Genomic DNA, 21,435 nt, shown 5'->3' with positions numbered 1-21,435 from the left:
CTTAAAATAAGAGAGCGAGGAAAATCAAAATCGCCACTTCATGACGATTGACCGATTTTTGTCCCACTCTCTTTTGTTTTGAAAATATGTCAAAATCATCATACTAATGAAATTTTATTCAGATGTGAGGTTCTTATTAAATGAAATATATCGTTAATAAATCTAACAATCCCGCCTACAATGTTGCCTTGGAAGCTTATGCTTTTCGAGAGCTAGTTGATGAGGATGAACTTTTTATTCTCTGGATCAACGATCCCGCTATTATTATTGGTAGACACCAAAATGCAATTCAGGAAATCAATAAAGAATATACAGATGCACATGGGATTCGTGTTGTTCGTCGGCTGTCGGGTGGTGGTGCAGTTTATCACGATCGAAACAATCTCAATTACACTATCATTTCTAATAAGTCTGATGAAGGAGCCTTTGATTTTAAAATCTTCTCAGAACCTGTAATTGCAACTCTAGCTGATTTGGGTGTTCAGGCAAAATTTTCCGGCCGTAATGATCTTGAGATTGATGGTAAGAAAATATGTGGAAATGCTCAAGCTTACTACAAGGGACGGATGATGCATCATGGCTGTCTCCTGTTCGATGTTGATATGACTGTCCTAGGCGATGCCCTAAAGGTAAGTAGGGATAAAATTGAATCCAAGGGAGTCAAATCCGTGCGCTCCCGGGTTACTAATATTTTAAGTGAACTACCAGAGAAAATTACAGTCCAAGAATTTTCAGATAAAATTTTGGACAAGATGAAGGAAATGTATCCTGACATGACGGAGTATGTCCTCAATGATGATGAACTAGCTAAAATTCAGAAATCTTACGAAGAGCAGTTCAATACTTGGGATTGGACTTACGGTCAGGCACCAGAATATACAATTGAACGCAATGTCCGCTATTCTGCCGGCAAGATCAATACCTTTGCCAATGTTGAAAATTCAATAATCAAAGGCATTAAGATTTATGGTGACTTTTTTGGTGTCTTAGATGTTGAGGCTATAGAGAATCTCTTATTGGGGTGCCGTTACGAATATCGAGACGTTTTGGAACATTTGAAAACAATAGATATCAGCCGCTATTTCTCAGGTATGAGCGCTGAAGAAGTAGCTAAGGCAATTGTAGCTTAACAGAAAAATTACATTTAAATAACAAATATTACTTTGAAAATACGGGAGTGTTGAGTTTTTTTATAAAATATCCTTAAAGGCCGTCTGAGTTTGATTTTCTATAACTATTTTGTTACACTGTTTGACATAGCAAGGATTTTACAAATTAAATGAGTTTGTAACATTGCTAAATTTCTATAATCAAGAAGGGTTATTAAAATGGGAAAGAAGAAATTGACTCAATACTCATTGCTTAGTGGATTAGTATTGACGACTCTTGCTGCTGGTCAGTCAGTTCTTGCTGATGAAGCAACTGATGTAAATGCTAATAACACTGCCGCAGACAATCAGGCTTCAGAAGTATCAACATCTGGACCTCAGGTCAAAGTTATTAATCAAACAACTGAGGACAACAAAACAACGACTACTTCAGAAGTGACTTCACCAGAGTTGACGCAAGCAGTTGGTGATGTTAATAACTTTAACAAGGCTAACCAACCATCAACTGATGGCAATAAAGGTGATGCTAACGGTGGTACTCAAGATGCTAACTCTACACAGTCGGTGCCGGTTCCGCCTGTAACTATTTCTGAAGGCGAAACCAAGACTTATGATACTGTCGAAGAAGCTGATGCTGCCAATAAAGCCCAAGCAGAAGCTATTCAGAATACTTTGGCACAGTACCAAAAGAACGTCACTGATTATCGTGAGAAATTAGCAAACTATAACAAGGCAAATGAAGAATATGTTGCTGCTAAAGCTGCTTATGACGAAAAAGTTAAGGCTTACAATGATTACCATGAAAAGGTTAAAAACTTGACTAGTCCTGAAAACGCAGAAGTAGCTAAAGGTCTTGTTTACAATAATGAACCTAATGCTGTTGTTTCTGTTGAAGGCATTGACCAATACGTGACTAAGGAAGCGCAAGCTAACCACGTTCAAGATGAAATCCTTCAACAATTCAACACTGACAAATATCCAGATACTGATTTCACATCTGAAAATCCATATGCTTCCAATGAAGATGCATGGTTTAAGATGCATGTTGGTGATACAGTAACAGCTACTTACACTAATCTTGAAAATTCTAATTATCTTGGTACCAAGATTGCTAAAGCTGTGGCGACCTACACATTGACTGAATCAACAAGCGATGATAACACAGCAATCGCTAAACTTTACCATGATCCAACTAAGACAATCTTTGTTGGTGCACAAACATCAGATGATCCATCTAAAGCTGTTAAGATGGATATCCAAGTGAAGTTCTACGATGAAAATGGCAATCTTATCAATCTGTCGAACAATAACTCTGTTATCAGCTTAGCTTCTCTTAACCACTGGACTACCCAATATGGTGATCACGTTGAGAAAGTTCTGAATATCGGCGATAGTAAGTTTGTTCAATTTAAGGATTCATCTATTCGCCTTAATGAAGATGGTGCTATCTACTCACCAACTGAAAACCAATATGTTGCTAATGGTGCTACCATCAATGGTGACGGTGAAGAAGGTTGGGATAAAATCAATAAAGATGGCGAAAAGCGTACAACTTCTTCAAGCTATGGTGCTGCAGCTATGACTTATGCTGGTGAGCCATTTACGATCTCAGCTTCGGGTAACAATGCTGAAGTTCCAACAGCTATCTGGTTTGCGATTAACTCCTTTGCTGTTCAAGAGCCAGGTGAGGCACCAAAAGAACCAGAAATGCCTAAGTTATCAGCTGTTAGTGTTAAATATAACAAGGCTATTGTTAAAACGATTGCTGATAATCCAAAACCAGATGAGCCGGGTGAACCAACTCCGCCCCCAACGACACCAGAGGTACCAACGACTCCAACGAGTCCAGAACCTCCTAAGTCTCCAGCTCCTAAAGCACCAGAAAAGACTATTACGGTTGCTAAGAGCGAACAAGCTGCTCCAGCGCCACAGCAAGCACAAGCACTTCCTTCAACAGGTGATGCTAATAGCTATGGTGTTGCAGCCTTTGGTGCCGGTGTTGTAGCCTTCTCAGCATTAACCTTGCTTGGAAGCCGCAAACGTAAAGAAGACTAATTTAATTATTTGATAGAGGTCTCTCGGAATTTGTCTGAGGGGCTTTTTATTTTTGGTAAAAAGTGGTAAACTGAATCCTAGCCGAGAGAAATACAATATGGGAGGAAGGATGAATGACGGCAGATGAAAAGATTTTGGCCCTTGTTCGGCCAGAGTATATGAAACGTATTCCTAAGATATTTCAAAATCATGCTACCAAGGCTACATTGACAAAGATTGCTAGGGAGCATCCAGACCTTTATTCCAAGGCGGATATTGAAGGGGAGCTGCCAGCAGATGTGGCTCAGCAACTCTCTGATATCATTAATGGAATATTTGAGGAACGTATGAAAAAGCATAATTTTTAGACAGAGGATGTTTCAGGTCAGTGTCCAGAAATTAAAGAGTGGTCAGAGCCAAAATTTTTAGTTCTGGTCACTCTTTTTTGTTTCTCAAGGCTTACAAATAAGATTACTATATACTTTTGAAATTTAATAAAAATGAAAAGGAAGTAAATATTTTGAGGAATAAAATATTTTAATTAGCTCAATTAGTTTACAAAAATATTACGATGTGTTACTATTTTAAGGATGAGAAAAATTCAATGTGTAATCATTGACGATATTATGGGAGACTCATCGAGTAAATAATAATTAATTTCTATTATCATTGGGAGGATAATGAGATGACATCAAAAAAACGTACAAGCTACACCCTGTTTAGCAGCTTGTTATTGGCGACTGTATTGGCAGCTAATTCTGCTCTTGCGGATGATATTACTGCTAGTGACCAAGCTAATCAACCCTCTGCTGTTCAAGAGCAGTCAGGGGGTAATCAAGCAACAGATCAAGCAGCAGCTGCTGATAATCAAACAATTTTGTCTGAGGGTGGCAATGAGGCTTCAACCGATTCAGAGGTAGCAGTGCCTGACCCAACTGTGACAGAAGTTTCACGTGTTGAAAACAGCAATGGTACGATACAGGTTACTTCTGAGGTGACTTCAAACGATTTAGAAGAAGCAAAGTCTGCCGTTACGACTTTTAATCAGGATAATAACCTGACTGGTGATCAGGTAGCTCGCTTACAAGAGATTCAAACACAAACACAGCCTAGTATAGACGCTGCCCATGCTGATAATCAAAGGCAGGCCCAAGCGATTCAGCTGGCTTTACAAGATCAAAGGCAAAAACTGGATAATTATAGGGTAGCGTTTGAAAAATATCAGCGTGATCTTGCTGCTAAACCTGAGTTAGACAAGCTGTATCAGGAAGCTCTGGCAGCTTATCAAGTTGAAAAGAAAGAATATGATGCTAAGCTAAAAGCGTGGCAAGAATATCAGGAGCAGGTTAAAAACGGTACTGCAGCTGGTCGTGTTGAGACTGCTCAAGGTCTTGTTTACCAGAGCGAGCCTGGAGCCATCATCAGTCTTGAAGGTGTGACCGATTATATCACTAAGGAAGGGATGCGGGAAGTAACCTCTAATAGTGATGTCCTTCAGCACTATAATACCGATAATTATGGTCCTGATAAATTAACGACAGAAAATCCTTACTCTGGTTCAGAAGATACTTGGTTCAAGATGAAGGTTGGCGACACGGTAACAGCTACATATTCAGATTTGACCAAGTCTAGCTATGGCGAAAAACAGATTAAAAAAGTTACTATCACCTATAGACTTAACAGTTCAACCAGTGCTGATGGGACTGCTATTGTCGAACTCTATCATGATCCGACCAAAACGATCTTTATTGGTGCTCAGGTCCCTGAAGGTGGTGAAAAGGATCCTGTCAGTGTTACCATGCAGATTCGTTTCTTTGATCAAAATGACAATGAAATTGATATGAGCGACAACAAAGCTATCATGAGTCTGTCTTCACTCAATCATTGGACGAGTGATTTAGGGGATCATATTGAGAAAGTTTCAGTCGGTGCTAACGAATTTATCAAAATCCCAGGCTCCTCAGTAGATTTGCATGGTGAGTATATATATGCAGAACAGCAAAACCAGCGTAAGTCGCAGGGAGCAACTTTTGATGCTGAAGGGGCAGATGGCTGGGATGCTATTAATGCTGACGGTACGCCGCGGTCTGTAACAGCTTTTTATGGGGCTGGTGCAATGACTTATAAGGGGAAAGAATTTACCTTTACGGCCAGTGGTAATAATCCCTATATTCCGACAACAATTTGGTTTTCTACGAATTCAGTTGTTGCTGTTCCGGAAAATCCCGGCGATGCTCCTCTACCACCAGAGCCAGCCGAAGACCCACATAAGCCAGAGGAGCCAGCACCGTTGACATTAGTTTGGCACAAGAACTTGGTGGAGGATCTCCAAGTAGTTCCGCCAACTGTTCCTAAAACACCGTTGACTATCTCGGAGGAGGTCTCAAAACCTAAGGATCCAGACCCTGAAAAACCACTGCCTCAGGCTCCTAATTCCCCTATTCCTGTACAATTGGCAGAACCAGAGTCGGCTAGTCCCATAGACCCTCAAACTCCACTCCCTAAAACAGGTGATTCAAAGGGGTATGGTATTGTAGCATTTGGAGTTGGTGTCATTTGCTATGCAGTATTAACCTTACTTGGTAGCAGCAAAATAGATAAAAATGAGGACTAATTTTCTTTTTTGAATAGTGTATTTAGTGACGTAAAAATCCCTGTCTTTAGTAGAAGACAAGGATTTTTATTTAGCAAACATGATGATGGGAAAAATGGAAAAATCAAAGATAGTTTTGGGAATGATTAATCCTAAATCCATATTTTCAGCACGGTAGGCAATATAGGATCAGGACCTTTTAACTATCGAATTCAGCCTTGCTTTTAATATCTGCATATTCTTCAGGAATTTCTTGGCTGAGGATATCATCATAGCTAGCCAGCGAAATATCAGCTCCGTATTTATTGTGCAAGGCTGTCGTCACTAAACGGTAGGCTAAATTAGCATTGCGCGATAGAATAGGACCGTGAAAATAACTGCCAAAAACATTCTTATAGTGGACACCTTCGGAGCCATCTTCCCGATTATTGCCATTGCCATAGACACACATACCAAGTGGCTTTTCATCCTTTGACAGAAAGGTACGGCCTTGGTGATTTTCAAAACCATAATAGGTTTCATCGAACTCTTCATTATGAATTTTTATATCGCCGATATAGCGATTATTTTCTTGGTTGAGTGTATAGTGGCCCATGACGCCGATACCATTGATACGCTCGCCATTAGCTTGGATATAGTATTTTCCCAAAAGCTGAAAGCCACCACAGATAGCTAGCATTACACCAGCGTTTTCGATATAGTGAGCGATAGCATCCTTGATATTAGGGAGGTCATGAGCTACGATAGATTGCTCGTAGTCTTGGCCACCGCCGAAAAAGACAAGATCATAGTAGCTATCATCGAACTGATCTCCCAGAGAGACAATATCAACTGTTACCTTGGCTCCTAACTTCTCTGAAACGTATTTGAGCATGAGGACATTACCGTTATCTCCATAAGTATTCATAAGATTACCATAGAGATGAGCAATGTTTAGCTCGTAGGTATAGTCTTGCTTGTCAGGAGACTGAAGAGATGTGTAGACCATTAACGCAACTCCTTTCCAACTGCATGTCGATTGGCTAATAATTCTCGGAATTCCAACATTGCCGTGTAGGTTGCAAGAATATAAGCATGCTCCTCTTTTTGATTCTCAATTAGAGACAAGATATCTTTGAGGCTTTCTGCTTGCGTAATCTGTTCTTCTGGATAACCAGTGACCCGCAGTCGACGAGCGATTTCTGAATGGCGAACACCCCCTGCATTGATTTCAGGGATATCCATATCGTGAATCGCTTCAAAGTCAGCATCCCAAATCCAGCTGGTATCGATTCCATCGGCATAATTAGCATTGAGAAGTACAGATAGACTGAAAGGATAAGGAGCCAGTTTAATCATTTCTAAGGCTTGACTGGCCCCAACCGGATTTTTAATTAGGACCAATGTACAAGTTTTGTCACCGATTTTAAAGGTTTCTTGACGCCCAAAAACAGCTCGACTCTTGTTGAAGCCGGTTTTTATTTTATCGGGAGCAACATCGAAGAACTCAGCAACAGAAACGGCTGCTAAAGCATTGTATATATTATATAAACCACCAACATTTATTTTATAATTCTGGCCATCAATGATAAACTCGGATTTTGTGTTGGTGATATCAGTCAATTCTGTTAGGGTATAATCCAGCTTGGGCCGCTTAAAATCACAATTTGGACAGGTGTAATCACCTAGGTTAGCATAAGTATTGAGGCGGTATTCTAGGATATGCTGACATCTTGGGCATAAGATACCTTCTGTATTATAATGAGCTTGCTTTGGTGAACTTTTTCCGGTGTCAAAACCATAGAATTTCAAGGGATTGATGACGTCTTTGGAGTTGAAGAGGGGGCTATCCCCGTTAGCTAAGATAGTGGCTTTAGGAGCCTTTGCAGCCCCATCCAGAATCAGCTGGTAGGTTGTGTAAATTTCACCATAGCGATCCATTTGATCGCGAAAGATATTGGTAAAGACAAAGAGACTGGGGGTGATGTAGTCTGTGATTTTTGGCAGACTGGCCTCGTCAATTTCTAGGACTGCAATCTTTTTGCCAGATTTCGCCTTTTTTGCTGTTAAAAAAGTTGACGTAATTCCCGTAATCATGTTGGCACCGCTGGGATTAGTCACGACCTGACCAAAAGCTTCTTTGAGGATGCCAACCGTTAGGGCTGTTGTCAGGGTTTTCCCATTGGTTCCTGTGACAACGACGATTTCGTAATCTTTAGCTAAATCATCTAAGATATGTTTGTCAAAATTTAGGGCAATTTTACCAGGGAGAGTTGACCCTCGTCCCATCTTATTTAAAACAAAATGAGCAGATTTACCTGCTGTAATTCCTAGTAATGTTTGTAATTTCATAACAATATTTTATCATAAAAAATGGCTGGAATGATAGAGAAAAACCATTCAAAAAGTGCTATAATAGTTAGTGCTGATTTTTTACAATAGATAAGTATGAGAGAGAGGAATGTATGAACGATGTCATTAATTTAGATCCAGAATTTTGGCGATCTATTTTTAACAGTCCTTGGGCCATTGTAGTCAATATCTTGGATATTTTAATTGTTGCTTACTTGATTTATAAATTTATCAATGCCTTGGCAGGAACTAAGGTCATGTCTTTAGTACAAGGGGTGGTTCTTTTTGTGCTCCTGCGTTTTCTAGCGCAAATTGTTGGACTGACGACCGTCAGCTACATTATGAACCAAGTTATTACTTATGGTGTTATCGCAGCTGTTGTTATCTTTGCCCCTGAAATTCGGACAGGCCTGGAAAAATTTGGGCGCACTCCGCAAGCTTTTATTCAGACTAATAATATGCCAGAGGATGAACAGCTCGTTGACGCCTTGATGAAGGCTGTTGCCTATATGAGTCCGCGTAAGATTGGAGCCTTAATCGCGATTGAAGGGACACAAACGCTGCAGGAATATATTGCAACAGGGATTGCTCTCAATGCGAATGTCACTAGTCAGTTATTGATTAATATCTTTATTCCTAACACACCTTTGCATGATGGGGCCGTTATTATCCGCGGAAATAAAATTGCTACGGCTTGTTCTTATTTGCCCCTATCAGAATCTGGTAATATTTCTAAGGAATTTGGGACTCGGCACAGGGCTGCTATTGGTCTGTCGGAAAACTCGGACTCCTTAACTCTGGTTGTCTCTGAGGAAACCGGCGGTCTTTCTGTTACGTATCGAGGAGAATTCCGACATGATTTAAGCAAGGAAGAGCTGGAAGCCTTTCTGCGGGATAAACTAGTTCAAGTTAATCCTGAAAAAACTAGCCTGCTCAATCGTTTGAGAGGGGGGCGCAAATATGAAAAATAAGACATTTCGGTGGTATATTAAGCGCAGTACAATTCGTCGCATTGGAACAGGAATTTTTTCTCTGTTGTTGGCCACTTTGATTTTTATGACTGTTATTAGTGGTGATGGGACAAATAAAGGGACCGCTAACGGTAATTCTTCATCAACTTTTAGCAATACTCTGGAAAATGTTCCTATCAATTTTAAGTATGATAGCAGTGAGTACTACATTTCAGGCTATGCTTCTGGCGTCAATGTAACCCTGAGTTCTTCCAATCGGGTTAATTTGGCGGCTGAGACTGATAAGGCAACCCGTAATTTTCAGGTTACAGCTGATTTGACTAATCTGAGGGAAGGAACTTCTAAGGTTCAACTGGATGTTAAAAATCTTCCTGCTGGAATGACGGCTAAAATCGCCCCCAATACGGTAACGGTGACAATTGGTAAAAAGAGCAGCAAGAGTTTTGAAGTGAAAGCTGATCTTTCTGACGATCAGATAGCTCGAGGTTATAGGGTTAAATCTACAGATCTGGATATCAATAAAGTTAAGGTTACCAGCAATGAGACAACAATTAGCCAGATTGATCATATCAGAGCTACCTTGCCAGATAATGAACCTGCCTTGACTTCTGATTTTAATGGTAAGGTAAATCTGCAGGCTGTCGATAGTAATGGTAATGTCCTGGCAGCAACTATTGCTCCGGAGACAGCTGAAATGTCAGTGGATGTTAGTCCTATTTCTAAGAAGGTACCTGTTAAGATTAAGTTCACTGGTAATATGGATAGTTCGCTTTCAAATATTAACTATACGACTGATACTTCAACAGTTACGATTCAGGGCGATCAAGCGACGCTTGATAACATCAGCGAGTTAACTGCTTTTATCGATATTTCTGATATTAAGGGAAATACCACGAAGAAGGTAAAGTTATCAGCTGACGGTGTAACAGTTGATCCAAGCGAGATTAGCGTTAAAATCAACACGACTAAGAAATAAGTCGAATAAAGAATGTTAAGAATGGAGGAAGGTGCCTAGCACTGGTGAAATACTATGGGAAACTATTTTGGAACGGACGGTGTCCGTGGGGAAGCAAATGTCGAATTAACTCCAGAATTAGCTTTTAAACTGGGTCGTTTTGGCGGCTATGTGCTCAGTCAGCATGAATCAGAGCGTCCGCGTGTCTTTGTAGCGCGTGATACTCGCATTTCAGGTGAAATGTTGGAATCCGCCCTGATTGCAGGTTTACTGTCAGTTGGCATCGAAGTTTATAAATTGGGTGTTTTGGCGACTCCAGGTGTATCTTATTTGGTTCGAACTGAGAAGGCCAGTGCTGGTGTTATGATTTCAGCTAGCCATAATCCTGCTTTTGATAATGGAATTAAGTTTTTTGGCGGTGATGGTTTTAAACTGGACGATGACCGAGAAGCTGAGATTGAAGCGCTGCTGGATGCAACAGAAGATACCTTACCTCGACCGTCAGCACAAGGCTTAGGAACCTTGGTCGATTATCCTGAAGGGTTGCGCAAGTATGAGAAGTTCCTGATAGAAACCGGCAGTGATTTAGAAGGTATGAGGGTTGCTCTTGATACAGCTAATGGGGCTGCTTCAGTTTCAGCGCGTGATGTCTTTTTAGATCTAAATGCAGAGATTACTGTTATCGGTGAGAGTCCAGATGGCCTTAATATCAATGACGGCGTAGGCTCCACTCACCCAGAGCGGTTACAGGAAACTGTCAAAGAAACAGGCGCAGCTATCGGCCTAGCTTTTGATGGAGATAGTGACCGTTTGATTGCGGTTGATGAAAACGGTGATATTGTTGATGGAGACCGCATCATGTTCATCATAGGTAAGTACCTATCAGAGCAAGGAAAATTAGCGCAGAATACGATTGTAACGACAGTTATGTCTAATCTTGGTCTCCATAAGGCTTTGGAAGAAGCAGGGATGCACAAGGCGGTAACGGCTGTTGGCGACCGCTACGTGGTCGAAGAGATGCGTAACAAAGGTTATAATCTAGGTGGTGAACAATCTGGTCACGTCATCATTATGGATTATAATACGACAGGAGATGGTCAACTGACAGCCATTCAGCTGGTTAAAATTTTGAAGGAGTCAGGGAAAACCCTGTCAGAATTGGCTGCTGAGGTTAGGATCTATCCGCAAAAGTTAGTTAATATTCGTGTAGATAACAACATGAAAGAGAAGGCTATGGAAGTACCGGTCATTGCTGAGGTTATTGAAAAGATGGAAGCTGAGATGGCAGGTAATGGTCGTATCTTAGTGCGTCCAAGCGGCACGGAACCTCTCCTTCGTGTGATGGCAGAAGCACCGACGAAAGAAGCGGTTGATTATTATGTTGATAGTATTGCCAATGTTGTCCGTCAGGAAATTGGCATAGATGAAGTTTAGTGATTTAAAGAGTCTGAGACAAAAGTCCAGACTCTTTAGCATATTAGTGACTTTAGTCCGTTTCGCTCCGAAGGTGCGAAATAAAAAACCACCCGCTATGCGGGTGCGCATCGAAAGTTATACTAAAAAATCTCCCAACGCGGTACAATAAAGGTGTTCAAGCCTATTGTAAAGCGAAAAGAGAAAAATATAGCACATAGTTTATCACACACAAAGTGGATGTGTAATACCACATTGTGTTCACTCCCAAGTATAGACGAAAAGTAATCATCAATATCGCAACAGTTTAGGTGAGATATTTCACCGATTATGTCGCTATAAGGGTGTTGAGATTATTGAAGGGCATTTGATGCTTGATCATGTTCATATGTTAGTCAGTATTCCGCCTAGAATTAGCGTTTCAAGTTTCATGGGGTGTTTAAAAGGTAAGAGTGCTCTGATGATGTTTGACAAACACGCCAATCTCAAATATAAATTTGGGAATCGCCATTTTTGGGCAGAGGGCTAGGATGTCAGTACAGTTGGACTTAATGAAGCCACCATAAAGAAGTATATTTAGGAACAAAAAAACCATGACATAGCCCTTGATTCTTGAGTGTGAAAGAATGCGAAGATCCCTTTAGGGATAGTAGCAAGTAATACGAATGCCTCTTTAAGAGGCTGGTGACGAGTCAAGAGCAATGAGGCTTGAACAAAGTGAAAGCCAGCGTCTTTAGGCGCTGGCTGGTATTTTGGGCTTATAGCCCTGGTTCAAACCACCCGTTTGACGAGTGGTTATGATTTCTAGGTCTACCAGATTGGCGTCTGAAAATGGGAGAACGAAGAAAATCAAAATTGTGACTCCATCACGATTTACTGATTTTTGTCTCACTTTTTTCATAATCCTTGCTTTTTTGATGAAATGCCGAATATGCCAGATGGTCTTTGCAGTCATGGATAGTCAGGTTAGCTCCTCAGATCTCCTAGCAAGATCATTGTGACAGCTAGACAGTTTTTGTGGTGATCTCCCAGTTAGCAGACAATGCTTCTCGTTGGTGTGAGCAGTAGATTTTGTATATAGCAACTCCAACAAAGATGATTGCAGTAGAGGTATATGGAGCTTTTGTAAAAGAGGTCTTGAGTTGCTTAATCTCAGTAATCATGATAAGATAAGTAAGAATAATGTAATAAAGAGGTAGAAAAAGTATGGCTTTTGGAGATAATGGCTCACGAAAGAAGACAGGATTTGAACATTTAACGCGCTTTGTTATGCTGATCATGATCATTGTAACGGTCGCTGCTATTGTTTTAGGAGCATTAGCTGCTATTTTCTAAGGCGTTAAACGTTAAGGGGCTGGGACAAAGGTGTTCTGGCCTTAAATTTTGCCGGCGCTAATACTAATAGCGGTAGTGATCAGTGTTCCAAAGACAGTGATGAGATTCTCTACGGTTTGCTGAAAAGTTGAAATAGCGTTTGTCTAGTGAGCAACTAAAGTTAATCCGATGGATTTGTTGAGGTTGAAAATAAAAAGAGGAAAGGTCTATTTAGACCTTTGCGCTGAGCGTACCTCGAACAATCAATTGGGCAATGTTCAGAGATTATTGGGAGCAGAGTCAGCTGTCTGTCTCACTCCTTTTTTAGAATTTACAAGATAGGAACTAATTTGAATGAGTATGTTTTTGGATACAGCTAAGATCAGCGTCAAAGCTGGTCGTGGCGGTGATGGTATGGTGGCCTTTCGCCGTGAGAAATATGTCCCTAATGGTGGACCGTGGGGCGGCGATGGCGGCAAGGGTGGCTCGGTTATCTTTAAGGTCGATGAAGGTTTGCGCACTCTGATGGATTTTCGTTATAATCGTAAGTTCAAGGCTAAAAATGGTGATAAGGGGATGACTAAGGGGATGCACGGACGTGGTGCTGAGGACCTCATTGTTGCTATTCCACCCGGTACAACGGTACGCGATGCTGAAACTGGCAAGATTCTGACTGATTTAGTTGAGAATGGTCAAGAATTCGTGGTTGCTAGAGGTGGCCGCGGTGGACGTGGAAATATCCGTTTTGCAACACCGCGCAATCCGGCACCGGAAATCTCTGAAAATGGGGAACCAGGAGAAGAACGTGAGCTTCAGTTAGAGCTGAAAATTCTTGCTGATGTTGGTTTGGTTGGCTTCCCATCAGTTGGGAAATCGACCTTGCTCAGTGTGGTCACTGCAGCTAAGCCTAAAATAGGAGCCTACCACTTTACAACTATTGTGCCTAATCTTGGGATGGTACGTACTAAATCGGGTGAGAGCTTTGCTATGGCAGATCTACCTGGTCTTATTGAAGGGGCCAGTCAAGGTGTTGGACTTGGAACTCAGTTCCTCCGTCACATTGAGCGTACCCGCGTTATCCTGCATGTGATTGATATGTCTGCTTCTGAAGGACGTGATCCTTATGAAGATTACCTTTCTATTAATAATGAGTTGGAAACCTATAATCTTCGCCTTATGGAGCGTCCGCAGATTATTGTAGCTAACAAGATGGATATGCCTGAAGCACAGGAAAATCTCAAGAAATTTAAGGAAAAACTTGCTGCTAATTACGATGAATTTGACGAGTTACCAATGATTTTTCCAATTTCAAGTTTGGCTCATCAAGGCTTGGAAAATCTATTGGAAGCGACGGCAGAACTGCTGGATCAAACGGATGAGTTCTTGCTCTATAGCGAAGAAGATATGGAACAAGGAGAAGTCTACTATGGCTTTGAATCTGACGAACAGCCATTTGAAATCTCGCGTGCCGATGATGCGACTTGGGTCTTGTCTGGGGCTAAACTGGAAAAACTCTTTGTCATGACCAATTTAGAGCGTGACGAATCTCTGATGAAATTCGCTCGCCAATTGCGCGGTATGGGCGTTGACCAGGCTTTGCGTGAGCGCGGTGCTAAAGATGGTGATCTGGTTCGTATTGGCAATTTTGAATTTGAATTTGTGGATTAATTTCTCTAGGGACCTTGCTAGCTCGAAAAGCGAATCGTTTTTCTTACGCCGTAACCTTTTGGATAGAGGTGCGGTGAAGACTGTGTACTAAGTAGGCCGCTTCAGTCTGGTTATTTACTAATTCAAACACGTGAGGTAATTTTATGGGAGATAAACCAATATCATTTAAAGACAAGGATGGCAATTTTGTTTCCGCAGCTGATGTCTGGAATGCTGAAAAGTTAGAAGAATTATTTAACAAGCTTAACCCCAACCGTAAGCTGCGCTTAGAGCGAGAAAAGAAGGAAGCGGATCGGGCTGCTAAAAATAAAGAAGATAGAGAGTAGGGCAAAAAACGCGTCCAGTATTTCTCTTTTGAAATAAATTCTTGGAGCACAATGGTTGACCGCTATCATTTGCATGGTAGTTAAACAGTCCAGTGGCTATTTAAGTTGGCTGCTTAAAAACTAAGAAGCTCCAGTTACAGAAAGCCAACAGCAGTGGTTCATTGGTGCTAAAGCCCCTAATGAATTGTGCAGGGGTAAGATTTCTTGGCATGGCCGACAAGTCTTACTCCCAACCACAGCATCAAACTGTCATTACTGCAAGAAATAGAAGGCTGGAATATTTTTTTCAGCCTTAATAAATCACTGCTGGCTGGTTTTCTTTTTGCTGCAAGGGCCAAGGCCAAAGCGGGAAACCTAAAATGATGACCATCGTTCCTCTTATTTCCAGCTTCAAAAGGTTCGGAGGTGGGTTAAAAAGGTCTGGGAGACCTTTTTTAATCGGGAAATAAAGCTTGCAAAGCAAGTGTCAAAAACGGTCTTAGGAGAGACTGTTTCAGGTCACCACCTTAAAACCAGGACGTGGTGAGATCCAAAATTTTCGATTTTGGGGTTGATTCCACTCCTTTTTGAAAGAGTCGGGAAGCAAAGGTTTTCATTTTAGCAATTCCTTATGACCAACTCTCATTCCACCAGTCATAAGCTATAAAGCGAACAATGATGAATGTCACATGATTAAAATTCTAACATTGTTCGTTTTTTAATTACGGCTGAGCTTGTGGCCCATGCTCTCCATTATTTTTGCCGGATAAGTTTATCTTTGGTTAGTTGATAAGTCGTCTGGGTTACTTGCTCAATAAAAGTGCGGTCATGCGAGATGCTGACGATAGCACCGGGATAGTCTGTAAGAAGTCGTCTGATTTTTGGTTGGGAAGTAGGAGAGAAGTGTCGGGTTGGTTCATCAAGGAGCAGGACGTTATTGCGTTCAAAGACCATCTTTGCCAAGAAAAGCTTGGCTTTTTGTCCGCCTGATAGCTCACTGATAGGATGGAGAATTTCCTTGCGATTGAATTTTAGACTGGCTAGTAGTGTGCGTGCTTCTTCTTCACGGCCGGTTTGATTGAGGAAGTTTAGTGCTGTCTGGTTTTGGTCAATTGTTTCTGTGTATTCTTGGGGCAGATAGCCAACAGAAATGCCAGTCTTAGCTGTCAAATCCTGATAGATTTTTCGGATGAGCATGGTCTTGCCAATTCCATTGCGACCGATGAGAGCGATTTTTTCTTGGCCTTTGATGGTTAGATCAATGACTTGGCCAGTGATTAGCTTTTCTGCGTGATAGGATAGAAGTACTTTCTGAGCTGGCAGAGGCTCAATATCTGCAAAGAAGAGACCAATTGTATCGGGGTTGTCAGGTAATTCAGTGAAGTTTTCTGCTTCTCGGTTAAAACGTTTTTCCCGCGATAGCAAGTTTTTCATTTTTTTAGAAAGCAGGCGTCCTTGAACGTCATTCTTTGTGACTGTTAGGTCGTGTCGTACTGCAGATTTGGCACGATTGAGTTTTTCTAAGCGTTCTTGTTGCTTCTCGCGCTCTTTCCGTGCTGTTTTTTCCTGCCTTATCCGTGCTTTCTGACGGTTGTTTTTGTAAGTCTTGTAATCAAGAGCAGAGCTGGTCGATTGAGCTTGACTTCCCTTTTTGATTTGCTCCAAGTGAATGATATGGGTCGCAACCTTGCTGAGCAATTGTTCATCATGGGAGATAAAAAGAATCGTCAAGGGGCTTTGGGCGATAAAATGTTCCAACCAAGTCAAGGTTTCTATATCTAAATCGCTAGACGGTTCATCGAGCAAAAGCAGGTCGGGTTGATGGGCTAGAATTTTTAAGAGCTGGAGTTTGATTTTTTCACCACCTGAAAGTTGTCCGACAGTCTGTTTGTCGTCCTCAAAACGCTGACGGTCAAAGTGCAGGGGTGCCGCGAATTGATAAAGCAGGTGGAAGTCGAATAAGTCATAGTTTATGTCTTTGTAGAGGTAGTCCCTAATAGATAATGGATTGTCTTCCTGAGGTAAGGTTTGAGGCAAGTAGCCCATGGCACAGAAGTGATTGACGATCTGTCCTGATACGTTGGCATAATTTGCAATGAGCTCAGGCGAATAGATGTATTGGAGCAGAGTTGATTTGCCAGTGCCTTCTTCTCCGATAATTGCCACCTTGTCACCGGCATTGACGGTCATCGTTAATTTTTCAATCAGAGTATGCCAATCTTTCTCTTGGATAATGGTTAAATTTTGTATTTGTAGCATAAAGGCCTCCGTACAAGGATTAAAAAACAAGTCCTACCTTATCCAGTAGAACTTGTTGGTTGCACAAAAAGACCAGAAACTAGTCAAGTATTGGAATCAATGCACACAAAAATTTTCTTCTGGTTTAAGGATACTATCACTTTGGTGATTTCAATTCTAAACGAACCGGCATCAAGCAATAACCGTAAAGAATTGAAATCAAATGAGAAGAAAATTAATTGTTCAATGCACCTTTACCTCCGTCTTATTTGTTTTTATTATACCATAAAGTTTTGGTAGGACAAGGAGTAGAAGAAGATTATTAATCTTGGAAATACGAAAAACGCCTTAACATGGTACTGCACCCCAATGATGGGACGGTAGTTCTATTTTTAGGAAAATTATCAGAAATTTAACAGATTTTTATGATTTTTGGAGTATGATATTCTATCGTAGGGCATTAATATGAAAAACTACTATAGATATAGTTGTAGGGAGATGAGGCTCTACGAATAGGCAGTAGCAAAAATGGAATTTAATGGAATTGAAGCGGTTATTTATAATCATAGTGAGGAGTCAAGAAGGATGAAAAGAAACTACTTAGTGTTGCTTACAGTTTTATGTTCCCTAGTTTTAACGGTTTTAGCTCTAGATGGACAAGTCCATGCTCATGGCCATCAGCAGTGGGGATATACGGGAAGCACTTCCCCAGAGCATTGGGGGGAGGTAACGGAAGATTACCAAGGAAACGGTCAAATGCAATCTCCAATTAATATTACAGGTGCTACCGATGTTGATTTACCTGCTCTTGATTTGCATAGTAAGGCATCTAAAGCTACTATTGAAAACAACGGCCATACTATTGAAGTTAGTTTCAAAGAACCCCAAAACACCCTAACTTTTGAAGGTAAAACTTACACACTTGAACAATTTCATTTCCATGCACCAGGTGAGAATGAAATAAATGGGCGTTCTTATCCTTTAGAGGGGCATTTTGTTTATAAAACTAAAGATGGTGAAATTACCGTTATTTCAGTCCTTTATCAGTATGGTAAGGAAAATGGAAAATTAAAGAAAATTTGGAAAAAGCTACCTAAAGCTGTCAATAAGCCAAGTAAATTATCCAAGGCAATTACTGTGAACAAACTCTTTCCTAAAAGCTTAGATTATTATAATTTTGAAGGTTCTTTAACAACTCCTCCCTGCACCGAAGGTGTTAACTGGATTGTTTTTAAAACACCAGAAACTATCAGTAAAAAGCAAGTGAATAAATTTTCTAAAACTATTGGTTTTGATAACAACAGGCCAATTCAAGATTTAAATGGACGTGAAATCAAGGAATAGTCATACTAGTAGCTGATTGATATTTTGTAATTTTCCCTGAAAAAAGAACCTGAGACAGCGCCGCAGGTTCTTTTTGAGAGTTAAGCATTCAATACCTTGTCTAAAAATTCTTTGAGACGGGGATGCTGAGGATTATCAAAGATTTGCTCTGGTGAACCGTCTTCAAGGAATTGACCGCCATCAGTGAATATAACGCGGTTAGCAACCTTGCGGGCAAAGCCCATTTCATGGGTGACAATCAACATGGTCATTCCTTGCTCAGCTAAGTCTCGCATAACATTGAGAACATCGCCGACCATTTCAGGGTCGAGGGCTGATGTTGGTTCATCAAAAAGCATAATGTCAGGATTCATAGCTAGACTGCGAGCGATAGCAACACGCTGCTTTTGCCCTCCTGAAAGGCTTTCAGGACTGACGTCGCGCTTATCTGATAAGCCAACCTTTTCTAGTAAATCTATACCGACTTTTTCGGCCTCTTCCTTGGACATTTTTCCTAGTTCTATAGGAGCAAAAGTAATATTGTCCAGAACAGTCATATGTGGAAAAAGGTTAAAGTGTTGGAAGACCATGCCGATATTTTCGCGTACCTTATCGACATTAGTTTTAGGGTCAGATAGTTCATAGCCATCTACAAAGACCCGACCGCTTGTAATGGATTCTAAAAGATTCAGTGTTCTCAGGAAAGTTGATTTTCCAGAACCAGAAGGACCGATGATACAAACAACATCACCCTCCTTGAATTGGGCAGAAATTCCCTTTAATACTTCGTTTTCACCATAAGATTTATGGAGATCCTGCACATCAATTTTCAAGTCTGCCATTATTTAAGCTTCCTTTCTAATCGTTTTGCCAAGCGGGTCAATAGGGTAATGATAACCAGGTAGATAAGAGCTAAAATTGCGTACATCCGGAAGGATTGATAATTGCGGGCAATGATAATCTTACCTGTTTGGAAAAGTTCTACCAGACCGATAGCCGATACGATAGTGGTATCTTTGAGTGAGATGACGAATTGATTGATAAAGTTAGGTAGCATGACGCGCACAGCCTGAGGCAAAATAACCTTGCGCATAGTGGTGCGGTAAGGAATACCCAGACTGCGACTGGCTTCCATCTGACCTTTAGGTACGGCTTCGATACCGCCGCGGACAATTTCAGCAATGTAAGCACCGCCGTTGAGAGACAGAGCGATTGTAGCGGCAACGAAATCATTAATAGGAGACTGCTGTCCTGTAATAGATTCGATTAGATTTGGAATACCCCAGTAGATGAAGGCTGCTACAATCATAAGAGGAATACCGCGGACAACATCGACAAAGACTTGGGCGATAGTTCGAAGAGTTTTACTTGGAGCAACAGCCATCATACCAAAGATGACACCAATGAGCATAGCAATAGCAAACGATAGGAGGGTCAAACCAACGGTAATCCATAAACCAGTTAGCAACTGCTTGTAGTTGTTTTGAATCAAACCGACGATAGTTGTTTCATCCGCTGATTTTTTCTTACTTTTATCCGTTGCTAAGTATTTGTTGACAATCTTATCGTATTTGCCCGACTTAACCAAGGCTGCCAGGCCGTTGTTGAACATTTGGACTAATTCAGGGTTAGAGCCTTTCTTAACTGCAAATCCAATATCTCCTGATGCCTCACCTTTGATTGGAGTTTTGAATTTACGACCTTGTTTGATAGCATACTTAAGGACGGCTTCGTCGTCCATAATAGCGTTAACAGAACCGTTTTGCAGGCTGTCATATAAGGTAGAGCCATCGTCATAGGCGCGGACCTTGAAGCCGTATTGATCAGCATGTTGAGTCAGCCAGTCATAAGAGGCTGTTCCCTTTTTGGCACCAACCGTTTGCCCTTTCAGGTCGGTGTATTGGCTAACCTTAGATTTTGAAGGCACCGCAACGGTAATGTTAGCGGAGTAATAGGCATCCGAGAAATCAAAGGTATTTTTACGTTCATCAGTAATGGTCATCCCTGCTATCACAGCGTCAGCTTGGCTGGATTGAACAGCATTGAGGGCAGCGTCAAAACCTGGATACTGAAGTTTTACCTTGAAACCTTGCTGCTTAGCGATGGCTTTAATTAATTCGACATCGATACCAGTGTACTTACCAGCGCCGTTTTGATATTCAAATGGAGCAAAAGAGGAATCGAGAACGATGGTGTAAGTATTTTTTACCGGTGTCGCTTTTTGGCTGGCATCACCAGTTAAGTGAAGCTTTGAAGAAGGCGTCGTTGAATTTTCATTAACGGTGTCTCCCAACCATTTTTTCATGATTTTGTCATAGGTGCCATCTTTTTTCATGGCTGCGAGTGCTTTGTTGAAATCATCAATTAAGTAGGCCTTTTTACTGCCTTTTTTAACGGCAAAAGCAAAACTGCCGACCGACTCACCTTCCATATTCATGTCGTATTGCTTGCCTTGCTTAATAGCAAATTGGACAACGGGTTTATCATCCATAGCAGCATCAACAGCACCTTGATCCAGGCTGTTATTCATCAGATCGCTAGTATCAAAGGTTTTAACGGTGTAACCGTATTGATTGGCGTGCTCATCCAACCAGGTTTGGGCAGCTGTTCCGTTTTTAACACCAACTGTTTTTCCTTTTAACTGGTCATAAGAAGAAATACTAGTTGTTCCCGATTTAGTATAGACAACAATCGATGTGTCATAGTAAGTATCTGAGAATTTAAAGACCTTTTTACGCGCATCTGTCACAGTTGTTCCTGCCATAAGGGCATCAGCCTGACCAGATTGAACGGCATTGACGGCTGCATCAAAACCAGGATAGGTCTGTTTGTAGTCCCAGCCTGAGCGTTTGGCAACTTCCTTGATGATATCAACATCAATTCCTTTGTAAGTTTGGTCAGAATCTTTAAATTCAAAGGGGGCATAAGCTGTATCCGACACAATTGAAATCTTATCGTCAGCCTTAACCGTTCCACTGAAAATAAAGAAGGCTGACAGAACACTCAGAAGGAGTGTCAGCAGTTTATTCTTCATGATTGTCTCCTTATATGATAGTAAGATACACCTTCATTCTACCAGAAAATAGGGGGCTAGGCAAATTTTTGTCGAGCTTATGTTAGAAAACCTAACATAAGTTTGCTATCTAATAATTGGATTTGAGCTGTTGAACTGTGCTAAAAT

17 protein-coding genes and 1 pseudogene are annotated in these 21,435 nt (G+C 41.1%); 12 read left to right on the top strand and 6 right to left on the bottom strand.

The window, feature by feature from the left end:
* Window positions 1–140 precede the first annotated feature (140 nt).
* From lplA to AC4HAL_RS00395, 4 genes are all read left to right on the top strand, one after another.
* The gene (gene lplA, locus AC4HAL_RS00410) at window positions 141–1,130 is read left to right on the top strand and encodes a lipoate--protein ligase (protein ID WP_491092437.1); all 990 of its coding nucleotides are present in this window, start codon (window positions 141–143) and stop codon (window positions 1,128–1,130) included.
* Window positions 1,131–1,328: 198 nt separating this feature from the next.
* Window positions 1,329–3,164, top strand: coding sequence for a GbpC/Spa domain-containing protein (locus AC4HAL_RS00405; protein WP_491092436.1), 1,836 nt, complete (start codon window positions 1,329–1,331; stop codon window positions 3,162–3,164).
* 113 nt (window positions 3,165–3,277) lie between these two features.
* The gene (locus AC4HAL_RS00400) at window positions 3,278–3,511 is read left to right on the top strand and encodes a hypothetical protein (RefSeq protein ID WP_491092435.1); all 234 of its coding nucleotides are present in this window, start codon (window positions 3,278–3,280) and stop codon (window positions 3,509–3,511) included.
* A 317-nt stretch (window positions 3,512–3,828) separates the two neighbouring features.
* On the top strand, window positions 3,829–5,757 hold the full coding sequence (locus tag AC4HAL_RS00395) for a GbpC/Spa domain-containing protein (protein WP_491092434.1): 1,929 nt from the start codon (window positions 3,829–3,831) through the stop codon (window positions 5,755–5,757).
* A 178-nt stretch (window positions 5,758–5,935) separates the two neighbouring features.
* Here AC4HAL_RS00395 and gatD read toward each other — a convergent pair whose 3' ends face one another.
* Together gatD and murT are read right to left on the bottom strand one after the other, a co-directional pair.
* Window positions 5,936–6,724 (bottom strand): lipid II isoglutaminyl synthase subunit GatD, encoded by a 789-nt coding sequence (gene gatD, locus AC4HAL_RS00390; protein WP_491092433.1) that lies wholly within the window; start codon window positions 6,722–6,724, stop codon window positions 5,936–5,938.
* Window positions 6,724–8,067: a lipid II isoglutaminyl synthase subunit MurT gene (gene murT, locus AC4HAL_RS00385; RefSeq protein WP_491092432.1), complete on the bottom strand. Its 1,344-nt coding sequence runs from the start codon at window positions 8,065–8,067 to the stop codon at window positions 6,724–6,726. The genes gatD and murT overlap by 1 nt, the downstream gene beginning before the upstream one ends.
* Before the next feature lie 113 nt (window positions 8,068–8,180).
* On the opposite strand from murT, the gene cdaA reads away from it, so the two are divergent.
* The 4 genes and pseudogenes from cdaA (at window position 8,181) to tnpA (ending at window position 12,066) form a co-directional block, all read left to right on the top strand.
* The gene (gene cdaA, locus AC4HAL_RS00380) at window positions 8,181–9,038 is read left to right on the top strand and encodes a diadenylate cyclase CdaA (protein ID WP_491092431.1); all 858 of its coding nucleotides are present in this window, start codon (window positions 8,181–8,183) and stop codon (window positions 9,036–9,038) included.
* Window positions 9,028–10,014, top strand: coding sequence for a CdaR family protein (locus AC4HAL_RS00375; RefSeq protein WP_491092430.1), 987 nt, complete (start codon window positions 9,028–9,030; stop codon window positions 10,012–10,014). Before cdaA ends, AC4HAL_RS00375 begins: the two co-directional genes overlap by 11 nt.
* A 54-nt stretch (window positions 10,015–10,068) precedes the next feature.
* Window positions 10,069–11,427 carry a phosphoglucosamine mutase gene (gene glmM / locus AC4HAL_RS00370; RefSeq protein WP_447452375.1) on the top strand — a complete coding sequence of 453 codons (1,359 nt, stop codon included), beginning with the start codon at window positions 10,069–10,071 and terminating at the stop codon, window positions 11,425–11,427.
* A gap of 219 nt (window positions 11,428–11,646) precedes the next feature.
* Window positions 11,647–12,066 (top strand): annotated as a pseudogene (gene tnpA, locus AC4HAL_RS00365) (IS200/IS605 family transposase).
* A gap of 73 nt (window positions 12,067–12,139) precedes the next feature.
* On the opposite strand, the gene AC4HAL_RS00360 reads toward tnpA, so the two are convergent.
* On the bottom strand, window positions 12,140–12,361 hold the full coding sequence (locus tag AC4HAL_RS00360) for a hypothetical protein (RefSeq protein WP_491092429.1): 222 nt from the start codon (window positions 12,359–12,361) through the stop codon (window positions 12,140–12,142).
* Window positions 12,362–12,612: 251 nt separating this feature from the next.
* Here AC4HAL_RS00360 and AC4HAL_RS00355 point away from each other — a divergent pair, with 251 nt between their 5' ends.
* The 3 genes from AC4HAL_RS00355 (at window position 12,613) to AC4HAL_RS00345 (ending at window position 14,714) form a co-directional block, all read left to right on the top strand.
* Window positions 12,613–12,741 (top strand): DUF4044 domain-containing protein, encoded by a 129-nt coding sequence (locus AC4HAL_RS00355; protein WP_447452374.1) that lies wholly within the window; start codon window positions 12,613–12,615, stop codon window positions 12,739–12,741.
* A gap of 333 nt (window positions 12,742–13,074) precedes the next feature.
* Window positions 13,075–14,388: a GTPase ObgE gene (gene obgE / locus AC4HAL_RS00350; RefSeq protein WP_491092428.1), complete on the top strand. Its 1,314-nt coding sequence runs from the start codon at window positions 13,075–13,077 to the stop codon at window positions 14,386–14,388.
* Between the two features lie 143 nt (window positions 14,389–14,531).
* Window positions 14,532–14,714 carry a hypothetical protein gene (locus AC4HAL_RS00345; RefSeq protein ID WP_004229200.1) on the top strand — a complete coding sequence of 61 codons (183 nt, stop codon included), beginning with the start codon at window positions 14,532–14,534 and terminating at the stop codon, window positions 14,712–14,714.
* A gap of 732 nt (window positions 14,715–15,446) precedes the next feature.
* Here the strand turns inward: AC4HAL_RS00345 and AC4HAL_RS00340 are convergent.
* On the bottom strand, window positions 15,447–16,952 hold the full coding sequence (locus AC4HAL_RS00340; protein WP_491092427.1) for an ATP-binding cassette domain-containing protein: 1,506 nt from the start codon (window positions 16,950–16,952) through the stop codon (window positions 15,447–15,449).
* A 534-nt stretch (window positions 16,953–17,486) separates the two neighbouring features.
* On the opposite strand from AC4HAL_RS00340, the gene AC4HAL_RS00335 reads away from it, so the two are divergent.
* Entirely contained in the window at window positions 17,487–18,275 is a 789-nt protein-coding gene (locus tag AC4HAL_RS00335; protein ID WP_447452439.1) for a carbonic anhydrase, read from the top strand.
* An 80-nt stretch (window positions 18,276–18,355) separates the two neighbouring features.
* Here AC4HAL_RS00335 and AC4HAL_RS00330 read toward each other — a convergent pair whose 3' ends face one another.
* Window positions 18,356–19,096 (bottom strand): amino acid ABC transporter ATP-binding protein, encoded by a 741-nt coding sequence (locus AC4HAL_RS00330; RefSeq protein WP_447452370.1) that lies wholly within the window; start codon window positions 19,094–19,096, stop codon window positions 18,356–18,358.
* A complete protein-coding gene (locus AC4HAL_RS00325) occupies window positions 19,096–21,288 on the bottom strand; it encodes an ABC transporter substrate-binding protein/permease (protein WP_491092426.1) in 2,193 nt (730 codons plus the stop codon). Before AC4HAL_RS00325 ends, AC4HAL_RS00330 begins: the two co-directional genes overlap by 1 nt.
* Between the last annotated feature and the right edge of the window lie 147 nt (window positions 21,289–21,435).

It is taken from the genome of Streptococcus sp. ELY_125 (genome assembly GCF_058314535.1).
Note: the sequence above shows the minus strand (reverse complement) of the source record. Positions and strands in the feature narration are given on the sequence as shown.